15 protein-coding genes and 1 riboswitch are annotated in these 17,339 nt (G+C 66.8%); of the genes, 7 read left to right on the forward strand and 8 right to left on the reverse strand.

Annotated elements, in window-relative coordinates:
* The first annotated feature begins 2 nt into the window (after positions 1 to 2).
* The 7 genes from BIWAKO_RS21420 to BIWAKO_RS21450 are packed head-to-tail and all read left to right on the forward strand — an operon-like array spanning position 3 to position 7,868.
* A complete protein-coding gene (locus BIWAKO_RS21420) occupies positions 3 to 1,640 on the forward strand; it encodes an ABC transporter substrate-binding protein (RefSeq protein WP_069880362.1) in 1,638 nt (545 codons plus the stop codon).
* Between the two features lie 5 nt (positions 1,641 to 1,645).
* Positions 1,646 to 2,656 (forward strand): ABC transporter ATP-binding protein, encoded by a 1,011-nt coding sequence (locus BIWAKO_RS21425; RefSeq protein WP_069882679.1) that lies wholly within the window; start codon positions 1,646 to 1,648, stop codon positions 2,654 to 2,656.
* Positions 2,653 to 3,645 (forward strand): ABC transporter ATP-binding protein, encoded by a 993-nt coding sequence (locus tag BIWAKO_RS21430; RefSeq protein ID WP_069880363.1) that lies wholly within the window; start codon positions 2,653 to 2,655, stop codon positions 3,643 to 3,645. The genes BIWAKO_RS21425 and BIWAKO_RS21430 overlap by 4 nt, the downstream gene beginning before the upstream one ends.
* Positions 3,645 to 4,580, forward strand: a complete 936-nt coding sequence (locus BIWAKO_RS21435; RefSeq protein ID WP_069880364.1) for an ABC transporter permease — start codon at positions 3,645 to 3,647, stop codon at positions 4,578 to 4,580. The genes BIWAKO_RS21430 and BIWAKO_RS21435 overlap by 1 nt, the downstream gene beginning before the upstream one ends.
* Position 4,581: 1 nt before the next feature.
* On the forward strand, positions 4,582 to 5,457 hold the full coding sequence (locus tag BIWAKO_RS21440; protein ID WP_069880365.1) for an ABC transporter permease: 876 nt from the start codon (positions 4,582 to 4,584) through the stop codon (positions 5,455 to 5,457).
* A gap of 15 nt (positions 5,458 to 5,472) precedes the next feature.
* Positions 5,473 to 6,396, forward strand: a complete 924-nt coding sequence (locus tag BIWAKO_RS21445; protein WP_069880366.1) for a sugar phosphate isomerase/epimerase family protein — start codon at positions 5,473 to 5,475, stop codon at positions 6,394 to 6,396.
* On the forward strand, positions 6,393 to 7,868 hold the full coding sequence (locus BIWAKO_RS21450; protein ID WP_069880367.1) for an alkaline phosphatase family protein: 1,476 nt from the start codon (positions 6,393 to 6,395) through the stop codon (positions 7,866 to 7,868). The genes BIWAKO_RS21445 and BIWAKO_RS21450 overlap by 4 nt, the downstream gene beginning before the upstream one ends.
* 539 nt (positions 7,869 to 8,407) lie before the next feature.
* Here the strand turns inward: BIWAKO_RS21450 and BIWAKO_RS21455 are convergent.
* The 8 genes from BIWAKO_RS21455 to BIWAKO_RS21490 all read right to left on the reverse strand — a co-directional run bounded on the left by BIWAKO_RS21455 (position 8,408) and on the right by BIWAKO_RS21490 (position 17,314).
* A complete protein-coding gene (locus BIWAKO_RS21455; protein WP_069880368.1) occupies positions 8,408 to 9,448 on the reverse strand; it encodes a DUF6925 family protein in 1,041 nt (346 codons plus the stop codon).
* 1 nt (position 9,449) lies between these two features.
* Entirely contained in the window at positions 9,450 to 10,235 is a 786-nt protein-coding gene (locus BIWAKO_RS21460) for an ABC transporter ATP-binding protein (protein WP_069880369.1), read from the reverse strand.
* Complete coding sequence (locus BIWAKO_RS21465; RefSeq protein WP_069880370.1) at positions 10,235 to 11,260, reverse strand: FecCD family ABC transporter permease; 1,026 nt, start codon at positions 11,258 to 11,260, stop codon at positions 10,235 to 10,237. Before BIWAKO_RS21465 ends, BIWAKO_RS21460 begins: the two co-directional genes overlap by 1 nt.
* Positions 11,257 to 12,102: an ABC transporter substrate-binding protein gene (locus BIWAKO_RS21470; protein ID WP_069880371.1), complete on the reverse strand. Its 846-nt coding sequence runs from the start codon at positions 12,100 to 12,102 to the stop codon at positions 11,257 to 11,259. The genes BIWAKO_RS21465 and BIWAKO_RS21470 overlap by 4 nt, the downstream gene beginning before the upstream one ends.
* A 20-nt stretch (positions 12,103 to 12,122) precedes the next feature.
* Positions 12,123 to 14,066 carry a TonB-dependent receptor plug domain-containing protein gene (locus BIWAKO_RS21475; RefSeq protein WP_141740177.1) on the reverse strand — a complete coding sequence of 648 codons (1,944 nt, stop codon included), beginning with the start codon at positions 14,064 to 14,066 and terminating at the stop codon, positions 12,123 to 12,125.
* 120 nt (positions 14,067 to 14,186) lie between these two features.
* A riboswitch (cobalamin riboswitch) is annotated at positions 14,187 to 14,387 on the reverse strand.
* 17 nt (positions 14,388 to 14,404) lie between these two features.
* Positions 14,405 to 14,581, reverse strand: a complete 177-nt coding sequence (gene ccoS / locus BIWAKO_RS21480; protein ID WP_069880372.1) for a cbb3-type cytochrome oxidase assembly protein CcoS — start codon at positions 14,579 to 14,581, stop codon at positions 14,405 to 14,407.
* Positions 14,578 to 16,785 carry a heavy metal translocating P-type ATPase gene (locus BIWAKO_RS21485; protein WP_069880373.1) on the reverse strand — a complete coding sequence of 736 codons (2,208 nt, stop codon included), beginning with the start codon at positions 16,783 to 16,785 and terminating at the stop codon, positions 14,578 to 14,580. The genes ccoS and BIWAKO_RS21485 overlap by 4 nt, the downstream gene beginning before the upstream one ends.
* A 4-nt stretch (positions 16,786 to 16,789) precedes the next feature.
* On the reverse strand, positions 16,790 to 17,314 hold the full coding sequence (locus BIWAKO_RS21490) for a FixH family protein (protein WP_069882681.1): 525 nt from the start codon (positions 17,312 to 17,314) through the stop codon (positions 16,790 to 16,792).
* Positions 17,315 to 17,339: the final 25 nt, after the last annotated feature.

Genomic DNA, 17,339 nt, shown 5'->3' on the forward strand with positions numbered 1-17,339 from the left:
CCTTGACCCATCTGACACGCCGCCATGCGCTTGGCCTCGGCGCGGCCTCGACCGGTGCCCTGATCCTGCCGCGCTTCGCGATCGCCCAGGCTGACAATCGGCCCTCGATCACCATCGCGGTCCAGAAGATCGCCAATTCCAACACGTTGGAAACGCTGCGCGAGCAGTCCAATGTCGGCACGCGTACCTTTTACAGCTATGCCGAGAGCCTGATCGATACCGACTGGGGCGGCGACCTGTCGCTCCGGCCGGGCCTCGCCACGGCCTGGCGCCGCATCGACGACCGCACTGTCGAGCTGACACTGCGCCAGGGCGTCAAGTTTCATAACGGCGAGACCATGACCGCCGAGGACGTCGCCTTCTCCTTCGGCACCGAGCGGATGTGGGGCGGAGCGGGGCAGGCGGGCTCGGCAGGGTTGTTTGGTTCCGTGACCGCAGGCGCCGCCGGCAAGCAGCCGCCCGCCGAGGTGGTGGCCGTAGCCAAGCGAGCCTTCCCCGGTTTCGAGAAGATCGAGATCGTCGATCCGCGGACGGTTCGCTTCGTCAACAAGACGCCGGATGTGACGCTTGAAGGTCGCATCTCGCGCAATGTCGGCATCATCGTCTCGCGCAAGGCCTTCGCCGAAGCAGCAAGCTGGCTCGACTGGGCGCGCAAGCCCGTCGGCACGGGCCCCTATGGGATCGCCGAGTTCAAACCCGACCAGTCGCTGACGCTCGTCGCGCATGACGACTACTGGGGCGGCCGGCCGCCGCTGCGGCAGATCCGCTTCGTGGAGGTGCCGGAGACGGCGTCCCGCATCAACGGCCTGCGTTCGGGCGAGTATGATTTTGCCTGCGATATCCCGCCTGACCAGATCAGCGAGATCGAGAAGAACCCGCGTCATGAGGTGCTCGGTGGCCTGATCACCAATCACCGCCTGACGACCTTCGACAAGACCCACCCCCAGCTCGAGAACCCGCTGGTGCGCCGGGCCATGACCCATGCCATCGACCGCCAGACCATCGTCGATGCGCTCTGGGGCGGGCGCACCCGGGTACCCAAGGGGCTGCAATGGGAGTTCTACGGCGACATGTTCATCGAGGATTGGGCGGTGCCGGCCTTCGATCCCAAGCTCGCCCGCGAACTGGTTAAGCAGTCGGGCTACAAGGGCGACACGATTCCTTATCGACTACTCAACAACTACTATACCGGCCAGGTTTCGACGGCGCAGGTGCTGATCGAGAGCTGGCGCGAGATCGGCCTGAACGTCGAGATCGAAAGCAAGGAGAACTTCCCGCAGGTTCTCGCCAAGGGGCCGACGCGGGCGGTGCGCGACTGGTCGAACAGCGCCGCCTTCAACGATCCTGTCGCCTCGATCACTGCACAGCACGGCCCGACCGGCCAGCAATGGCAGATCGGCGAATGGCGCAATGACGAGATGGGCAAGCTTTCCGACGAGCTTGAAACCTCGACTGATCGCGCCAGGCGCAAGGCGATGTTCCGACGCATCCTGGAAATCTGCGAGCGCGAGGACCCCGCCTATACGGTGCTGCACCAGACCGCGAATTTCACGGCGAAGCGCCGGGATATCCAGTGGAAGGCGGCGCAGTCCTTCGTCATGGATTTCAGTGCGCGCAACTGGGGCGGGTTCCGCTCGTGAGCGCCATGTTGGACAGGTTCGGCAGCGTCGCCGACCCGCTGGTCGAGATCAACGGACTGACGGTCGCCTTCGACGGCGTGAAGGTGTTGCACGGCATCGATCTCTCGGTCGCTCGCGGCGAGGCGGTCGGCCTGGTCGGCGAGTCCGGCTGCGGCAAATCGGTGACCTGGCTGGCCGCTCTCGGCCTCCTGCCGAAGAAGGCGAGCGTCTCCGGCAATGTCAGGCTGGGCAGCACGGAGCTGATCGACGCCGAACCGAACGTGCTGGACACGGTGCGTGGTGGGCGCATTGCCATGATCTTCCAGGATCCGGCGAGCGCGCTCAATCCCGTTCTTCGCCTCGGCAAGCAGGTGGGCGAGGCCCTGGCGCTGCATGGCGGCCTCTCCGGGGCGGCGATCAAGGCGGAGGCGAGACGCCTGTTCGATCTCGTCGGGATTCCGGACGCGGCGCGCCGGCTCGATGCCTTCCCGCATGAGCTCTCGGGGGGGCAGAATCAGCGCGTGATGATTGCCATGGCGCTCGCCGGCAAACCCGATCTGCTCGTGGCGGATGAGCCGACCACGGCGCTCGATGCCACCATCCAGGCGCAGATCCTCGAGCTGTTGACCAAGATCCGGCGCGAGACCGACATGGCGCTGGTGCTGATCAGCCATGATCTCGGCGTGATATCGCAGACCTGCGACCGGGTCTGCGTGATGTATGCCGGGCGGATCATCGAGACTGCCGAGGCTCAGTCGCTGTTCGACGAGCCGCTGCATCCTTACACGCAGGGCTTGATCGCCGCACTGCCGCCGCTGGAAGGCGTGCGCCGCAGGCTCGACCCGATCGAAGGCAATGTGCCCGAGCCCTGGAACCTGCCACCCGGCTGCGCCTTCGCGCCACGCTGCCCGCGACGGGGGGAGGCCTGCGATGCTGGCGTGCCGCCCCTGGCATGGAAGGCGCCGGGACGCTTTGCGGCCTGCATCAAGGCGCTTCAGGCCGAACCGGTGCGCCCGCGGGAGCCGGTTTACGCATGAGCGCTCCCTTGCTTCAGACGCGCAATGTCACGCGCTGCTACGGCATGCGCAAAGGCCTGCTTGGCCGCTCCGTCGAGGTGCGCGCCGTCGATGGCGTCTCGCTGACGGTCGAACGCGGCCGGACACTTGGCCTCGTCGGCGAATCCGGCTCCGGTAAATCAACCACGGGCAGGCTCGCACTCGGGCTTGAGATGCCGGATGCGGGGGATGTTCTGTTCAACGGCGCTCCCATGCCGGCGACCGACACCTTGGCCTGGCGCCAGATGCGCGCGCGCATGCAGATGATCTACCAGGATCCGCTGGGCGCGCTCGACCGGCGCCTCCAGATCGTCGAACAGGTGCGCGAGCCCTTCGACGTGCATGGGTTCGGCGAGCCGAAGGAGCGTGAGGCGCTGGCTTTCGCGTTGCTGCAATCAGTCGGCCTGCGCGCCGACCAGGGCCGGCGCTACCCGCATGAACTCTCCGGCGGACAACGCCAGCGCGCCGTGATCGCGCGCGCGCTCGCCACCAAGCCCGACCTCCTGGTCTGCGATGAGCCGGTCTCGGCGCTCGACGTCTCGATTCAGGCGCAGGTGATCAATCTCCTGGTCGATATCCAGGAGGAACTCGGCCTCGGTCTGCTCTTCATCAGCCATGATCTCAAGGTGATCAGGCAGGTCAGCCATCGCGTCGCGGTGATGTATCTCGGCCGGATCGTCGAAGAGGGAGAGGCCGATCTGCTGCTCTCCAATCCGGCGCATCCCTATACGGAGGCACTCGTCTCGGCCGCACCGGTGCCGGGCCGCCGCGCACGCCCCCGGATCGTTCTGCAGGGCGACCCGCCGAACCCGGCGGCGCGCCCCTCCGGATGCGCCTTCCATCCCCGCTGCCATGCGGCGCGCGAGCGCTGCATGGTCGAGAGCCCGTTGCTGAAGCCGATGCCGGATGGCCGGCTTGCTGCCTGCCATGTTGCCCATGACCAGGCCAATTTCCTGAAGGCTGCGAGCTGATGCTGCGTTTCTTCTTTCTGCGTCTCGGGCGCGCGGCGCTGACTGTCGCCCTCGTCGTGACCTTCGCCTTCGTGGTGCTGAGACTTTCCGGCGATCCGGCTCTGATCATCATGAGCGTGGATGCTCCGCCTGAGGCCATCGCCGCCTTCCGCAAGGCCTGGGGCCTCGATGATCCGATCTGGCTGCAATATCTCCGCTATTTCTCGGCGATCGGGCAGGGCGAGCTTGGCCAGTCGATGCGCGACGGTCGGCCGGCTCTCGAACTCGTCGCCGAACGCATCCCGGCCACGCTGGCGCTGACCCTGCCGGCGCTGGCCCTCAAGCTCGGCATCGGCATCCCTGCCGGCATTTATGCCTCCCTGCACCGCGACAGCCTGATCGACCGCATCGTCATGGTCACGGCAGTCGCTGGCTTCACAGTGCCGAGCTTCGTGCTCGGCCTGGTCCTGGTGCTGATCTTCTCGGTCCAGCTCGGCTGGCTGCCCTCCGGCGGCCAGGAGAGCTGGCGCCACGCCATCCTGCCGGTGCTGACGCTCGGTATCGGCGGCGCGGCAGTCCTTGCCCGCTTCACCCGCAGCGCCATGCTCGAGGTGCTCGGCCAATCCTATATCCGTACGGCCAGCGCCAAGGGCGTGCCGTGGCCGGCCGTGGTGCGCGGCCACGCGCTGCCCAATGCGGCAGTCCCGACGGTCACCATCGTCGGCTTCATGGTCGGCAGCCTGATCGCCGGCGCGGTGGTGGTCGAGAGCGTGTTCTCCTGGCCGGGCGTCGGGCGGCTGCTGGTGGTGTCGGTCGCCAATCGCGATCTTGCCATCGTGCAGTGCATCCTCCTCCTGGTCGCAATCACCATGGTCAGCGCCAATCTGATCGTCGATCTGCTTTACGGCGTGCTCGATCCACGCCTGCGCAGCGGCGCCAAGGCGGGAGCGCATTGAGATGGCCGATATCACAGCCGTCGGCGCCACCCCTGCCTCCGTCGACAAGGCTGCTCCGCAGCGGAAGAGCCGCATCCCGCTGCTGGTCTGGTTCGGGCTGATCTGGATCGGCTTCATCCTGATCGTGGCGCTGACGGCGGACTGGATCACGCCCTATCGCTTCACGGCCTACGACCTGCGCAATCGGCTTTCGCCGCCCGGCCATGTGCTGCACTGGCTCGGCACGGACGAACTCGGCCGCGATGTGCTCTCGCGCCTGATCGTTTCGATCCGCATCTCGCTGCTGGTCGCCTTCGGTGCGACCGTGATCTCGGCGGTGTTCGGCACGGTGATGGGCTTTCTCGCTGCGCATTTCCGCGGCTGGGTCGAGCAGTTCGTGCTGATGCTGGCCGATTTCCAGGCAGCCATGCCTTTCCTGATCCTGGCGCTCTCGGTGCTTGCCTTCTTCGGCAATGCGCTGCCGCTCTTCATCGGGCTGATGGGGCTCTATGGCTGGGAGCGCTATGCCCGTATCTCGCGCGGCCTGGCGATCTCGGCAGGCGCGCAGGGCTATGCCGGGGCGGTACGCCAGATCGGGGCAAGCCCAGCGCGCGTCTACCTGCGCCATATCCTGCCGAACATCGCCTCGACGCTGATCGTCTCGATGACGCTGACCTTTCCCGAAGTCATCCTGCTCGAGAGCGGGTTGTCCTTTCTGGGGCTCGGTGTTCAGCCACCGATGACGAGCCTCGGCAACATGGTCGGCTATGGTCGCGAATATCTGACCCGTGCCCCCTGGATCATGCTCGCGCCAGCCGGCACCATCGTGTTGACGACGCTGGCGGTGAGTCTCGTCGGCGACTGGCTGCGCGACCGGCTCGATCCGACCCTGCGCTGATCCTGGAGAGACAACATGCATTCCAATGGCGTCCGCGGTTTCGGCATCACGGCTCCGCGCCCGAAGAGCGACCTTTCCGATTTCGCCGCGATCCTCGACAAGATCGAGACGCTCGGTGTCGAGTCCACGGAGTTGCCGATCTTCGACATGGACCTGATCATCGGGGGGCGCATCCGCCGTCCGCATCTCGATCTGCTCAAGCGGGCCTGTTCCGGGCGCAAGCTCGCCTATTCCGCGCATGGTCCGTTGGCGATCAATTTCTTCGACGATCCCGCGCGGCTGCCGCGCCATTTCGAGGTGCTCAAGGCCTCGCTCGAGGTCGCAGCCGAGGTTGGCGCCGTGCATTACGTCATGCATTCCGGCGTCATGCCGGCCCAGCCCGGCGAGGTGGTCGAGGCTGCCTATGATCGCCAGCGCGAATGGCTGTCGAGGGCCGGGGATGTGGCGCGCGAGTTCGGGTTGCTGCTTTGCGTCGAGACCATGTTCGGCGGCCACCATGGCAGGATGCATGCCTCGATGCCGTCGCGGCTCGCCGAGGAACTCACAAAGATCGGCCATTCCCATGTCTGGGCGACGCTCGACTTCAGCCATTCCTATTTGCGCACGGGCTATTTCGGCGGCGACTATCTCTCAGAGATCAAGGCGCTTGCCCCTCTCGCCAAGCATCTGCATGTGCACGACTCCTTCGGCCGGGCTGACGCGATCGAGACCTACAGCCTGAGCGAGAAGCTCGCCTTCGGACATGGTGACCTGCACCTGCCGGTCGGTTGGGGCGATATTCCCTGGCAGGAGCTGATGGAGGCCTGTGTCTTCCCGGACGGCGTCCTCTTCAACATCGAGCTCAATCCTCGCTTCTGGTACGCGGCCGATGAGTGCGTGGCTGCAACACGGGCGCTTGCGGTGCAGGCGCTGACCAGTGGCCTGAGGAAGAGCGCATGAGCGATCCCGCCAAGGCCGCAGCCGCCCGCGTCGTCATCTGCGTCTTCGATGGCCTGCGTCCCGACTTCATCCGGCCGGAGTTGATGCCGAATCTGGCGCGTTTTACAGGGCAGGGCACCTGGTTCCGCGAGGCGCGCAGCGTCTTTCCGTCGATGACGCGCGTGGCCACCACGTCGATCGCAACCGGCGCGCCGCCAAAGGTGCACGGCGTCGTCGGCAACGCCTTCCTGTTTCCCGAGGTGACTCTCGAGCATGCGCTCGACATGAGCCGCGCCGACGATATCGCGCTGGCGGAGGCTGCGACCGGTGGAGGCCTGGTCGAGGCGGAGAGCTTCGGCGATGTGCTGGCGAAGGCCGGCAAGCGGCTCGCCGTGGTCCATACCGGCTCGGCCGGCTCTGCCTATCTGATCAATCCGCGTGCCAGGGCCAACGGCCACTGGACCTTCTCGATCCTCGGCCGCGAGCACAGCCAGACGCCGGAAGCGGTGGACGAAGTCGTCGCGCGCTTCGGGGCGCTGCCGCCGCGCAGCCTGCCGCGCTTCGAGGAAATCGACTACGCGGAACGGGTGCTGCGCGAGCATGTGTTGGCCGAGATGAAGCCCGACGTCGCGCTGATCTGGTTCAATGAGCCCGACACCTCCTTCCATTACCGCTTTCTCGGCTCGCCCGAGACGCTTTCGGTGCTCAGACATGTCGATGCCGCCTTCGGCAGGCTGCTGGAATGGATCGAGGGGCAGCCCGATGCCGAGCGCTATGCCGTCATCGCGGCCTCGGATCACGGCCAGATCTCGACCAAGGGCGAGCTCGCTCTCTCCGAGTTGCTGCGTGGGCAAGGCCATGCCGGTCGCCGTGCCGCCGAGCGGACGCTGGCCGGCGCCAGCTTCTCGATGACCGGCGGCAATATGGGGGAGATCCGCATCCTCGAGGGAGGAGCGACCCGGCGCGACGCGATTGCCGCCTGGCTCCGGGAGCAGGACTTCCTGGGCATGCTCTTCTCGAAGGCCCGCAACGAGGTTGAGGGCGAGGGCGAGGGAAGTTTTGCGCTCTCGCTGGTCGATCTCGACCATGCTCGCCAGCCCGATCTCATCTACGTCCTGCGCTCCGGCGACGAGCCGGACAGCTATGGCAATCCCGGGCTCGGGCTCCTGACCAAGTTCGATGTGCCGGTCGGCGGCGGCATGCATGGCGGACTCAACCGGCACGAACTCAACACCGTTCTGGCCGTCCGCGGTGGCGGCTTCGAGCCCGGGGTGAAGGATGTCCGCGCCTGCGGCATCATCGATATCGGCCCGACCGTGCTCGGCCTGCTCGGCCTTTCACCGGCACGGACGATGCTGGGCCGGAATCTGGCGCTGCCGGCGAGCGAGCAGCGGACCCGTTCGTTCGAGACCGGCGCCTGCGGGTTTCGTCAGCGCCTCGAACGCGCAGACCGCGAGGGATCGCGCATCATCCTCTCCGGCGCGCGAGGCTGACTTTGGGGCGGGAGCGCTTACCGCGCCTGTCCGAAGTGGATCGACGCTGAACGTAGAGCATCGGAGTCTTCCAAGCCGCTTCATTGTCGCCGGACCAGGTCTGAACGTCGTGCGCAATGCCCGCCCACCGCCCTGACTGATGACAGATGGGCGTTTCCCGGGGGCGTGGGAGGCCTGCGTCTCGAAGGAAAGCTTCGTCATCAGAATCGGTTGCGCCGGGCGGCCAAGGCTTTGCGCGAAGGGGCGGCCGTCTCCGGCGCAGATCGCGTCCTCATCGCAGTTCTCGAGTTCGTTGTTGCCGCTCCGCATCGAGGTAATGCCATCGTCGAGCGGCGCGGTCCTCGGACCGTTCGCCTACCCGCCAGGATTGCCATCTCGTCAGCATCGACGGGAGCTCGCTCAATCGCTGCTATGGCGACGAGATCCTGCACAGTCTGCAAGCGATCTGGAGGGGAGAAGCCGCAGGGGATCGCCTCCTGCCGCATGAGTTCGGGGACCTTGCGGGAGAACGGCGCCCGGCTGGGGGAAGCATCGGCCCCTCAGCTCGCATGGCCATAGGCATCGGCGGCGTCATCCGCGCCAGCGTCATCTGCCCCGGCATCCTCTGCCCGCCGTTCGTCATGAGCGGAGATCCAGGTGGAAAGCCCGGGCAGGACGTCGCCGGACGCCGCGAGTTGGCGCAATGTCGCCCGTACGGCGTGACGCGCAAACCGATCCTGCGGGGCAGGAACGGTCGAGGGGGCGGCTCCTGCAGCAATGGCGGCGAGCACGCTCTGCTTCAGCCGGACCAGTTCGGCATCGCCATAGCGCACCAGCAGGTCCTGGAACTGCTCCTGGACGGTCGCATCGAAAGGCGTCGGCCGGCCCATCGCATCCTTGACCGGATGCGCCGGCACGAGATGAGCACAGGGCACGAGGCCCGCCGGGACGAGCTCCGTGGCGGCATGCGTCCGGCCGGAGCGCATCAGCTTGGGCAGGACATGGGTATGGGGCCCCTCGGGGCTCTTGCCATCTGCCGGAGGGATTGGCTGGTAGACTTCGCAACGGCCGAAGCGCGTGATGAAGACGCGATGCGGCCCGGCTGCGACGATCGCAGCCATGGCGGCGTTGCCGGCCTCGAAAAGCGGGCGGCCGCATGCGGCACGCAAGGCGTCGATCAGCGCCGGAGCGCTGGTTCGGATGCAGATATCGACCTGCAAGGTATCGAGGCCCATGTCGAAGAGGAGGCCCTCGCGATCCTGCTCGCGCAGCGCGTCGCCGTCGGGGCCGAGTTCGGTCAAGGCCGTGCGCCGGTTCATCGCGCAGGCGGTCTGCGGCAGGCAGAGCGCGATACGGTGGTTCCAGCCCTGGCCGGTCGCGGATTCTGACGCGAAGGGCGTCACGCCGGTCAGGTCGCCGAAGCCAATGCCGCCGCGCGCAGTCGTGGCCGCAAGGAGATGAGTCTTATCAGTATGCTCAACAGGTTCGTTCGAATCGCGCATGAACTCGGCAATGGCGCCAAAGGTACCGAGATTCCACTGGGAGGCGGGGTCGGCGAGATGGGCGCGCAGGAGCGCGCGAATGTCGTCAGGGGCTGTCATGTCACGACTGTTCCGATGTGAGGCGCCGCCAGGGCAGCAGGTATGGTGCGCCGACTTCCGAGCCGCGGGCCGCGGTGATGCCGAAGACAGCAGCAAGATTGGCGTCGTTGAGGACGGTTGCGGGAGAACCATCGGCAATGAGCCTGCCGCGATCGAGCAGGATGAGACGATCGCAGAAACGCGCGGCCAGGGTCAGGTCATGCAGGATGACCGCCACGCCGGTGCCGCCGGCAGCGGTCCGGCGCAGAAGCTCCATGACTTCGAGCTGGTGCAGCGGGTCGAGCGCGGCGAGAGGTTCGTCGGCGAGCAGGATCGACGCCTCGACGGCGAGCGCGCGGGCCAGCAGCACGCGCATGCGCTCTCCGCCCGAGAGGGTCTCGACTGTCCTGTCGGCAAACGCGGTGGCGTCGGCCGCTGCCATGGCGCGCGCAACTGCGGCGCGATCGGCCTCGTTCTCCCCGGCAAAGGGCCGGCGATGCGGCAGTCGGCCAAGTCCGACAAGGGCCTGTGCGCGCATCGACCAGTGCACTGCGCCACCTTGCGCAAGGAAGGCGATGCGCCGCGCCAGTTCCTTGCGCCCGAGGCTCCGAACCGACAAACCATCATAGCGCACCTCGCCGGAATCGGGCGCAACGAGATCGGTGAGCACGCGCAGCAAGGTCGTCTTGCCGGCGCCGTTGGGGCCGATCAGCCCGACCATTTCGCCTGCCGAGAGCGCGATATCGATATCGCGCAGGATCGGCTTCCCACCGAGCGCGAGCGAGATCCCCGAGGCTTCGATCTTCATCAGACGTCCCGCCGCAGGCGATGGATCAGGTGGAACAGGAAGGGTGCTCCGATCAGCGCGGTGACCACGCCGAGCTTCAGCTCGGGTCGGATCGGGGCGAGGCGCAGCGCGGTATCGGCGGCGAGCGTCAGGATTGCTCCGCCGAAGCCGCTGACGAGCAGCAGCCGGCCCGGCCGGTTGCCGACCAGCGGACGCAGCAGATGCGGCACGACGAGGCCGACGAAGCCGATCGCACCGGTGACCGCGACCGCGCTGCCGACGGCGAGCGCGGCTCCGCCGATCAGCCGGGCGCGCAGCCAGGTCAGGTCGAAGCCGAGGCTCTTAGCCGTGTCCTCGCCGAGGGTGAGGGCGTCGAGGGCAGGCGCCGTCGAAAGCAGCAGCAGCCAGCCGAGGAGCATCGGTGGCAGCACGAGCCAGACATGGAGCAGGCTGCGGTCCGCGAGCGAGCCCATCAGCCAGAATACGATTTCCAGTGCGGCGTAGGGATTTGGCGCGAGGTTGAGCGCAAGCGCGGTCATCGCACCGGCGAAGCTGTTGATCGCGACACCGGCGAGGATCAGCGTCATCGTTCCGGCGCCGCGCCCCAGGAAGGCGTAGAGCAGAAGCGTCGCCATTGCGGCGCCGGCCATGCCGCCCAAGGGGAGGGCGAGCGCCATCGTCGCTGACAAGCCGCTGTAAAAGACCACGACTGCGCCGAAGGCGGCGGCGCTCGAAATTCCGAGGATTCCGGGTTCGGCAAGGGGATTGCGCAGCAGGCCCTGCATGGCGGCGCCCGCAAGCCCGAGACTGAAACCGACAAGCGCGCCGAGCAGCGCGCGCGGCAGGCGGAGTTCGACAAGGACGAGCGCCGGCAGGGTCTTCCGCCCGGCAAGGGCGTCGGCGAGGGCGGCCTTGATGTCGAGCGGAGCATAACCCACGGCCATCGAAACGAGCATCATGGCCAGCATCAACAGGGCCAGCACGAGAATGAGCCGCGCCAGCTTCGGCGTCGTAGCCCGCAACCTGTCCTGAACCGCCAGTGTCATGAGCGCGATCCTTGCCTGCGGGAGGCGGCAAGCAACTCGATCGCATCGAGCACGGCCGGTCCGGCGCAGGTCCAGAGTTTCGAGGGGAGGGCGACGAGCCTGACCCGCTCGCCGAGCTTCGCCAGGAGCGGATGATGAAGGATCTCATGGGCGAGCGAGGGCGGCCCGCCCGGCGTGGTGTTGAGGATCAGCATGTCGGCCTGCCCGAGTGCGACCGTCTCCAGCGCGATCTGGCCGTAGTTGTCGACGCCGAGTTCGGCGGCGAGATTGGTCAGGCCGGCGCGGGTCAGGATCTCGTCCACCAGGGAGCCGCGCCCGACCGTGAAGCCGTTCGGCCGTAGGACCAGCGCCCTGGGATGGCCGGCGATTGGGCTCGCCGCGAGTGCCTCGAGGCGTTGGTCTATCGCAGCGATCAGGGCCGCGCCGCGTTCCGCCTCGCCGAGCAGGGCCGCCATCTCGGCGATCTGGGCACGCATTTCAGCGAGATTGCGCGGCACCCCGAACTCGCGGACCGGTACGCCCGCCTTCTTCAGCAACGCGACGGTGCTGCGCGTCGTATAGGCGCCGGCGATGATCAGGTCCGGCTTGTAGCTCAGCACCTCCTCCACGAGGCCGTGATTGGCCGGAATGGTCCTGGCAATCTCGGCCATGTTGGCGTTGCGCGGGTCCTGCGAGAGCCAGGTGATCGAGGCGATGCGGTCGCGCTCGGCGAGCCGAAGCACCAGTTCGTCCGTGCACATGTTCAGCGAGACGATGCGGGATGGCTTGGCCGGCGTTTCGGCGGCCGTCAGGCCGCCGAAACCGAGAAAGAGGCCAAGCGCCAGAACGGCGCTGCCGGTCATCGCACGGGCCGCCCAACGCCTCACAGCGTTACCTTCAGACCGCCATAAGCGCTCAGACCCGGCACCAAGAAGCCGACCGGGTTCTCGTAGCGCTTGTCCAGCAGGTTATCGATGCGACCGAAGACACTGAGCCTGTCCGTCGCCTGGTACTCGGCGGCGAGATTGACGATGGCCGCACCCGGCGCCCGCATGCGCGAGATCGAGAAGTCACGGTTTCCGTCGACGCGCTCACCCACATAGATCAGCGTCGCCGAAAGGGTGAGCTTGTCAACCGGAGTCCAGCTCGCCGTCACGCTGGCCTTGTGACGGGGACGGCGCAGCAGTTCCTGCCGGGCGATGTCGTCCTTGGCGATGGTGAAGGTGTAGTCGGCCCGCACCTTGAACTGCGGCGAGATTTCGAGCGCGGCAAAGGCTTCGACACCCTTGGTCGTGGCCTTGCCGATATTGGCATAGGAGTCCCGCGCCACGTTGGTGACGATCAGGTTCTCGATGTCGTTGTGGAAATAGGTGGCGCCGAAACGGACCTTGTCGGCGAGCAAGGGCTGCTCGAAGCCGAGATCCCAACCGCGGCTTTCCTCCGGCTTCAGGTTGGGATTGCCGAAGAAGTTGGAGGCCGGGCGAAAATCGCTGAAGCGCTCGCTCAACGTCGGCGCCTTGAACCCCGTGCCGTAGCTTGCCTTCAGCTTGGTTTCGGTCCCCGGCACGATATAGGCCGGCGCGAAGCGATACGTCGTGTGGCCGCCGAAGGTCTCGTCATCGTCGTAGCGGATATTCGAGACCATGAAGAGCCGGTCGCCGAAATTCGACTGCAGTTCGGCAAAGGCGCCCGTATTGCCGTTGGATGCCGTGAGCGCGCGGGTTTCCAGCCGTTCGCGCTCATATTGCAGGCCCATCACCAGGGTTTGCCCCTTCATCAGCTCCAGGTCGCCGCGCCAGTCGACCTTGGTGCGCTCGCCGAGGTTTTCCGTCGGCAGGCCGAGGATACCAATCGCATTCGGCGTGCGGCCGGTGCGGTCCTGATTGCTGTAGGACAGGCCGAAGCGATTGACGAAGCGCCCACCAAGCGGGTCCCAGACGACCTCTCCGCGGGTGAAGGCCTGCTTGTAGTCCTGGCTGCTGCGGAAGCCGCTGGGCGTGCTCGGAAAGCCGGAATCGCCGGTGAAGAGCAGGTAGCCGTCAGTGTACCGGCCGACCCAGTTCAGCGACAGCGTATCGGACAGCGCGACGCCGAACCGGGCCGAATAGGTCCAGTTGTCGTAGGAATTCGGGTTGCTGCGGCGTCCGGGTGGAACGAGCCCGGGAGGCGTCACCGGGGTCGAATCCGATTTGAAATGGGCGATGCTGAGGGCGTAGTTGAAACGATCATCGCCGCCGCTGAGGCCGACCGCCTGGTTGAAGGTGCCATATGAGCCGGCCTCGGCGCGGGCCGTCAGCTTCGGCGAACCCTCGCCGCGCTTGGTGGTGATCGAGATGACGCCGCCCAGCGCGTTGGCGCCGTAGAGGCCGCTTTGCGGTCCGCGCAGCACTTCGATGCGCTCGATGTCGTCGGTCAGCATCGAGCCGAAATCGAAGGAGCGGTTCGGGGTCGCCGGGTCGTTGGCCTCGATGCCGTCGATCAACACCTTGACGTGGTTGGAGTTGGTGCCGCGGATGAAGACCGAGGTCAGCCCGCCCGGCCCGCCGGTCTGCACGACATTGAGGCCGGGAACGGCGGCCAGCGCCTGCGGCAGGGTCCGGCGTTGCTCGCGCTCGATATCGCCGGCGGTGATGACCGTCACGGAATTGGCGATTTCGCGGGCTGGCGTGGGCCGGGCCGTGGCGCTGACGACGATTTCGTCGAGGGCAATCGATTCGGTGGCTGACTGGGCGCAGGTCTGGCTGGCGGGGAGGGAGCCGGCGGAGACGAGGAGCGGCAGGGCGATGAGAAGCCGGCTGCGCCGGGCAACCTTGGGAGGGCGGATCACGATGGGACCTCGGGCGTTGACGTCAGTGGCACGTCACCGCGAACGCGAGGCCCCACCCGCTGCCCTTAGCCAGCGTGCGGTTCAACAAGCGATCGAAACACCCCGTCCGAACGTGTTCGCGTGTGACCACGGCTGACGGCAGGTCTCCTGGCTCGCGGGTCGGTGCCTTGACGCCGCCTTCCCAGGTCCGAGGGCCCCAGTGGCGTGTGGCGAAAGGCTCGCCGCTTACAGTTGCGGGGGCAGCTACGGCATTGAATGGCGAACCATCCGCACCGCATTCCCTTTTGATCCCCTAAGGGAACCGTCGCCGGCGAGGTAAGGGCGGAATGGCTGCTGCGTCAATGATCGTTGATGCGGGTGTCGCCAGGCGATCGCAGGTCGTCATCCCTCAGGATGCGCCAGCTCGGTCCCTCGAGATCACTGAACTGGCCGGTGCGCATGCACCAGAAGAAGGCAGCCAACCCCAGCAGTCCGAGACCGAGCGCCAGGGGGAACAGGATCACCAGGATATTCATGACGCCACTCCCGTATTCTGCCGCGGCAGGCCGCGACCGGCGCGCAGTGCGTTGAGCGTGACCACCAGCGAAGAGCCCGACATCGCGACGGCTGCGACCAGCGGCGTCGCGAAACCCGCGACGGCAATCGGCACCGCGACGGCATTGTAAAGCACCGCAAACCAGAGGTTTTCCAGCATGAGGTTGCGGGCCCGGCGAGCGATCCGCAGGCTGTCTGCGACCGGCATCAGGCTGTCGCCGATGAAGACGATGTCGGCCGAGGCCTGCGCCAGGTCGGTGGCGCTGATCGGCGAGATCGAGACATGGGCCTTGGCAAGGGCTGGGGCGTCGTTGAGCCCATCCCCGATCATCAGCACCTTGCGCCCCTTGGCGCTGAGCCGATCGAGGGCCTTGAGCTTCTCGTCGGGGCGCAGGCCGGACTCGGCCTCCGTGATGCCGAGGGCCGAGGCGACCGGCGCGACAGCTTCGCTTCGGTCTCCGGAGAGGATGCGGATCTCGAGACCAAGCTCGCGCAGCGCTGCGATGCAGTCGCGTGCCTCCGGCCGGATTTGTTGGTCGACCGCGAAGACGGCGCAGTCATCTCCATGGCGCCAGGCGATCAGGGAGGCGGCTGGATGGTGCGCGGCGACGATGGCGGCTTCGGCCCCGGCCTCGCAATAGGCGACGCTGCCGAGACGGGTCTCGATCCCATCCACGATCGCGCTCAGGCCTGCGCCGTGATTTTCGCTGACATCGCTCGTCGGAACAGGATGGCCGGCGGCACGGGCGATGGCGCGGGCGAGGGGGTGGCGGCTCGCGGCTGCCAATCGGCCGGCGGCCTGCAAGGTTGCGGCGTCGATCTCATCGCCATTGACCAGATCGGGGTCCGGCAAGGTGAGCGTGCCGGTCTTGTCAAAGACAGCGATATCGGCCTCGGCGAGGCGCTCCAGCGCATCACCCTGTTTCAACATGACCTTGCGCTTGAACAGGGCCGAGGCGGCAACGACCTGCACGGCCGGAATCGCCAGCCCCAAGGCGCAGGGGCAGGTGATGATCAGGACGGTGATGGCGATGATCAGCGCTTCGGGCCAGGGCAGGCCGAAGGCGATCCAGCCCAGCAGGGTCGCGAACGCCGTAGCGTGGACGAGAGGGGCGTAGAGCCTCGCGGCCCGATCGGAAAGCTTGACATAGCGGGAGCGGCTTTCGACCGCGCGCGCCATCAGGGCATCGATCTCGTCGAGCAGCGTGCCGCTGGCGGCAGCCTCGACCTTGACGGTCAGCGCTCCGGAGAGGTTCACGGTACCGGCATAGACCTGCGCGCCGGCCATGACGGCATGCGGCAGGGTTTCACCGGTGACGAGGCTCTGGTCGATTTCGGAAGAGCCGGTCTCGATGATGCCATCGACACTGACGCGCTCGCCTGGTTGGATCAGGACACGGTCGCCGGGCACGATGGCCGCGATCGGCGTCACCATCGCCTCGCCATTCGGCATCAGCCGGGTCGCGGTTTCGGCCTTCAACGCAGCAAGATTGCCAGCGAGGTCGCGTGTGCGGCGGCGCATCAGCTGGTCGAGATAGCGCCCGATCAGCAGGAAGAAGATCAGCATCACCGCGCCGTCGAAATAGGCATGCTCGGCGTGGTTCCAGGTCACCACCACCGACATGCCGAGCGCGAGCACGATGCCAAGGGTGATCGGCACGTCCATGTTGACCGCGCCGGCGCGCAGAGCCCGGAGCGCACTCTCGAAGAAGGGGCGGCCGGCATAGGCTGCGGTCGGCAGGGCAATCAGGGCCGAGAGCCAGTGAAAGAAGTCGCGCGTGACCGGATTGATGTCGCTGCTATTGCCCGACCAGACCGAGACGGAGAGCAGCATGATGTTCATCGAGGCGAAGCCGGCGACGCCGAGATAGCGCAGCAGCCGCCTTTCCTCGCTTGTGTCGTCCTCCCGCCCGGAGGCGGGCAGGAAGGGGTAGGCCTTGAAGCCGAGCCGGGAAAGGCGCTCGATCACGGCCTCTGGGCGCAGTGCGCCCTCCGTCCATTCCACCGTGACGCGCTTCAGCGCGAGATTGACGCGGGCGCTGAGGATACCGGCCTCATGGGCAAGGCCGTTCTCGATCGCATGCATGCAGCCGGCGCAGCGGATGTTCTCCACCGCGAGTTCCATGCCCGCGATCCCGCTTTCGCGATGGCGGACGAAGACGGAGAGATCCTGCTGCGCGGCCATGAGATCAGTCCTTCAGCATGATGCGGCTGCGTGAGGAGAAGACCGCATCGCCACCGCGCGTTGCCTCGACCACCAGGGTCCAGGCGCCGGCATGCAGGGCGGGCACCTTGGCGCTGTACTGGCCCGGCGCTGTTTCGGTCAGTGTCACGTCGTGGTCCTGCTGCCGCGTCGCCGGGTGCTGGAGCTTCGCCTCGACTGCAAGTCCGGTCACGGCTGTGCCCGCCTTGTCCTTCAGCGCAAGCGAGACGATCGCATCGGTGCCGGCACGCACGATCTCGGTCTGGGCCAGCCAACCGCGTGCGGCCTGCGCCTGCATGCGCGCGATCTCGCTGTTGAAGCGCTGGCTGGTCTCGTAGGCGCTCTTCACATCGGCTCCGGGCATCGTCCTGATGGCCGAGACCATCATCACGCCATTGACGCCCGCGACCACGATGAAGAAGCCGATCATGCCGAAGAGCACGGCACGCCCGCTGAGCTCGAAGGGCCGGCGCCGAGCCGGCGCCGGTGGGGCTGGAAAGTCGATCGGCATGATGAAGCCTCCGCAACAGGTCATG

The sequence above is a fragment of the Bosea sp. BIWAKO-01 genome (assembly GCF_001748145.1).
Classification (GTDB): Bacteria; Pseudomonadota; Alphaproteobacteria; order Rhizobiales; family Beijerinckiaceae; genus Allobosea.

Excerpts from the sequence above, each read along its gene's own strand:
- BIWAKO_RS21425 (WP_069882679.1), top strand. The coding sequence starts at position 1,646 with ATGTTGGACAGGTTCGGCAGCGTCGCCGACCCGCTGGTCGAGATCAAC.
- BIWAKO_RS21430 (WP_069880363.1), top strand. The coding sequence starts at position 2,653 with ATGAGCGCTCCCTTGCTTCAGACGCGCAATGTCACGCGCTGCTACGGC.
- BIWAKO_RS21435 (WP_069880364.1), top strand. The coding sequence starts at position 3,645 with ATGCTGCGTTTCTTCTTTCTGCGTCTCGGGCGCGCGGCGCTGACTGTC.
- BIWAKO_RS21440 (WP_069880365.1), top strand. The coding sequence starts at position 4,582 with ATGGCCGATATCACAGCCGTCGGCGCCACCCCTGCCTCCGTCGACAAG.
- BIWAKO_RS21445 (WP_069880366.1), top strand. The coding sequence starts at position 5,473 with ATGCATTCCAATGGCGTCCGCGGTTTCGGCATCACGGCTCCGCGCCCG.
- BIWAKO_RS21450 (WP_069880367.1), top strand. The coding sequence starts at position 6,393 with ATGAGCGATCCCGCCAAGGCCGCAGCCGCCCGCGTCGTCATCTGCGTC.
- BIWAKO_RS21455 (WP_069880368.1), bottom strand. The coding sequence starts at position 9,448 with ATGACAGCCCCTGACGACATTCGCGCGCTCCTGCGCGCCCATCTCGCC.
- BIWAKO_RS21460 (WP_069880369.1), bottom strand. The coding sequence starts at position 10,235 with ATGAAGATCGAAGCCTCGGGGATCTCGCTCGCGCTCGGTGGGAAGCCG.
- BIWAKO_RS21465 (WP_069880370.1), bottom strand. The coding sequence starts at position 11,260 with ATGACACTGGCGGTTCAGGACAGGTTGCGGGCTACGACGCCGAAGCTG.
- BIWAKO_RS21470 (WP_069880371.1), bottom strand. The coding sequence starts at position 12,102 with ATGACCGGCAGCGCCGTTCTGGCGCTTGGCCTCTTTCTCGGTTTCGGC.
- ccoS (WP_069880372.1), bottom strand. The coding sequence starts at position 14,581 with ATGAATATCCTGGTGATCCTGTTCCCCCTGGCGCTCGGTCTCGGACTG.
- BIWAKO_RS21485 (WP_069880373.1), bottom strand. The coding sequence starts at position 16,785 with ATGGCCGCGCAGCAGGATCTCTCCGTCTTCGTCCGCCATCGCGAAAGC.
- BIWAKO_RS21490 (WP_069882681.1), bottom strand. The coding sequence starts at position 17,314 with ATGCCGATCGACTTTCCAGCCCCACCGGCGCCGGCTCGGCGCCGGCCC.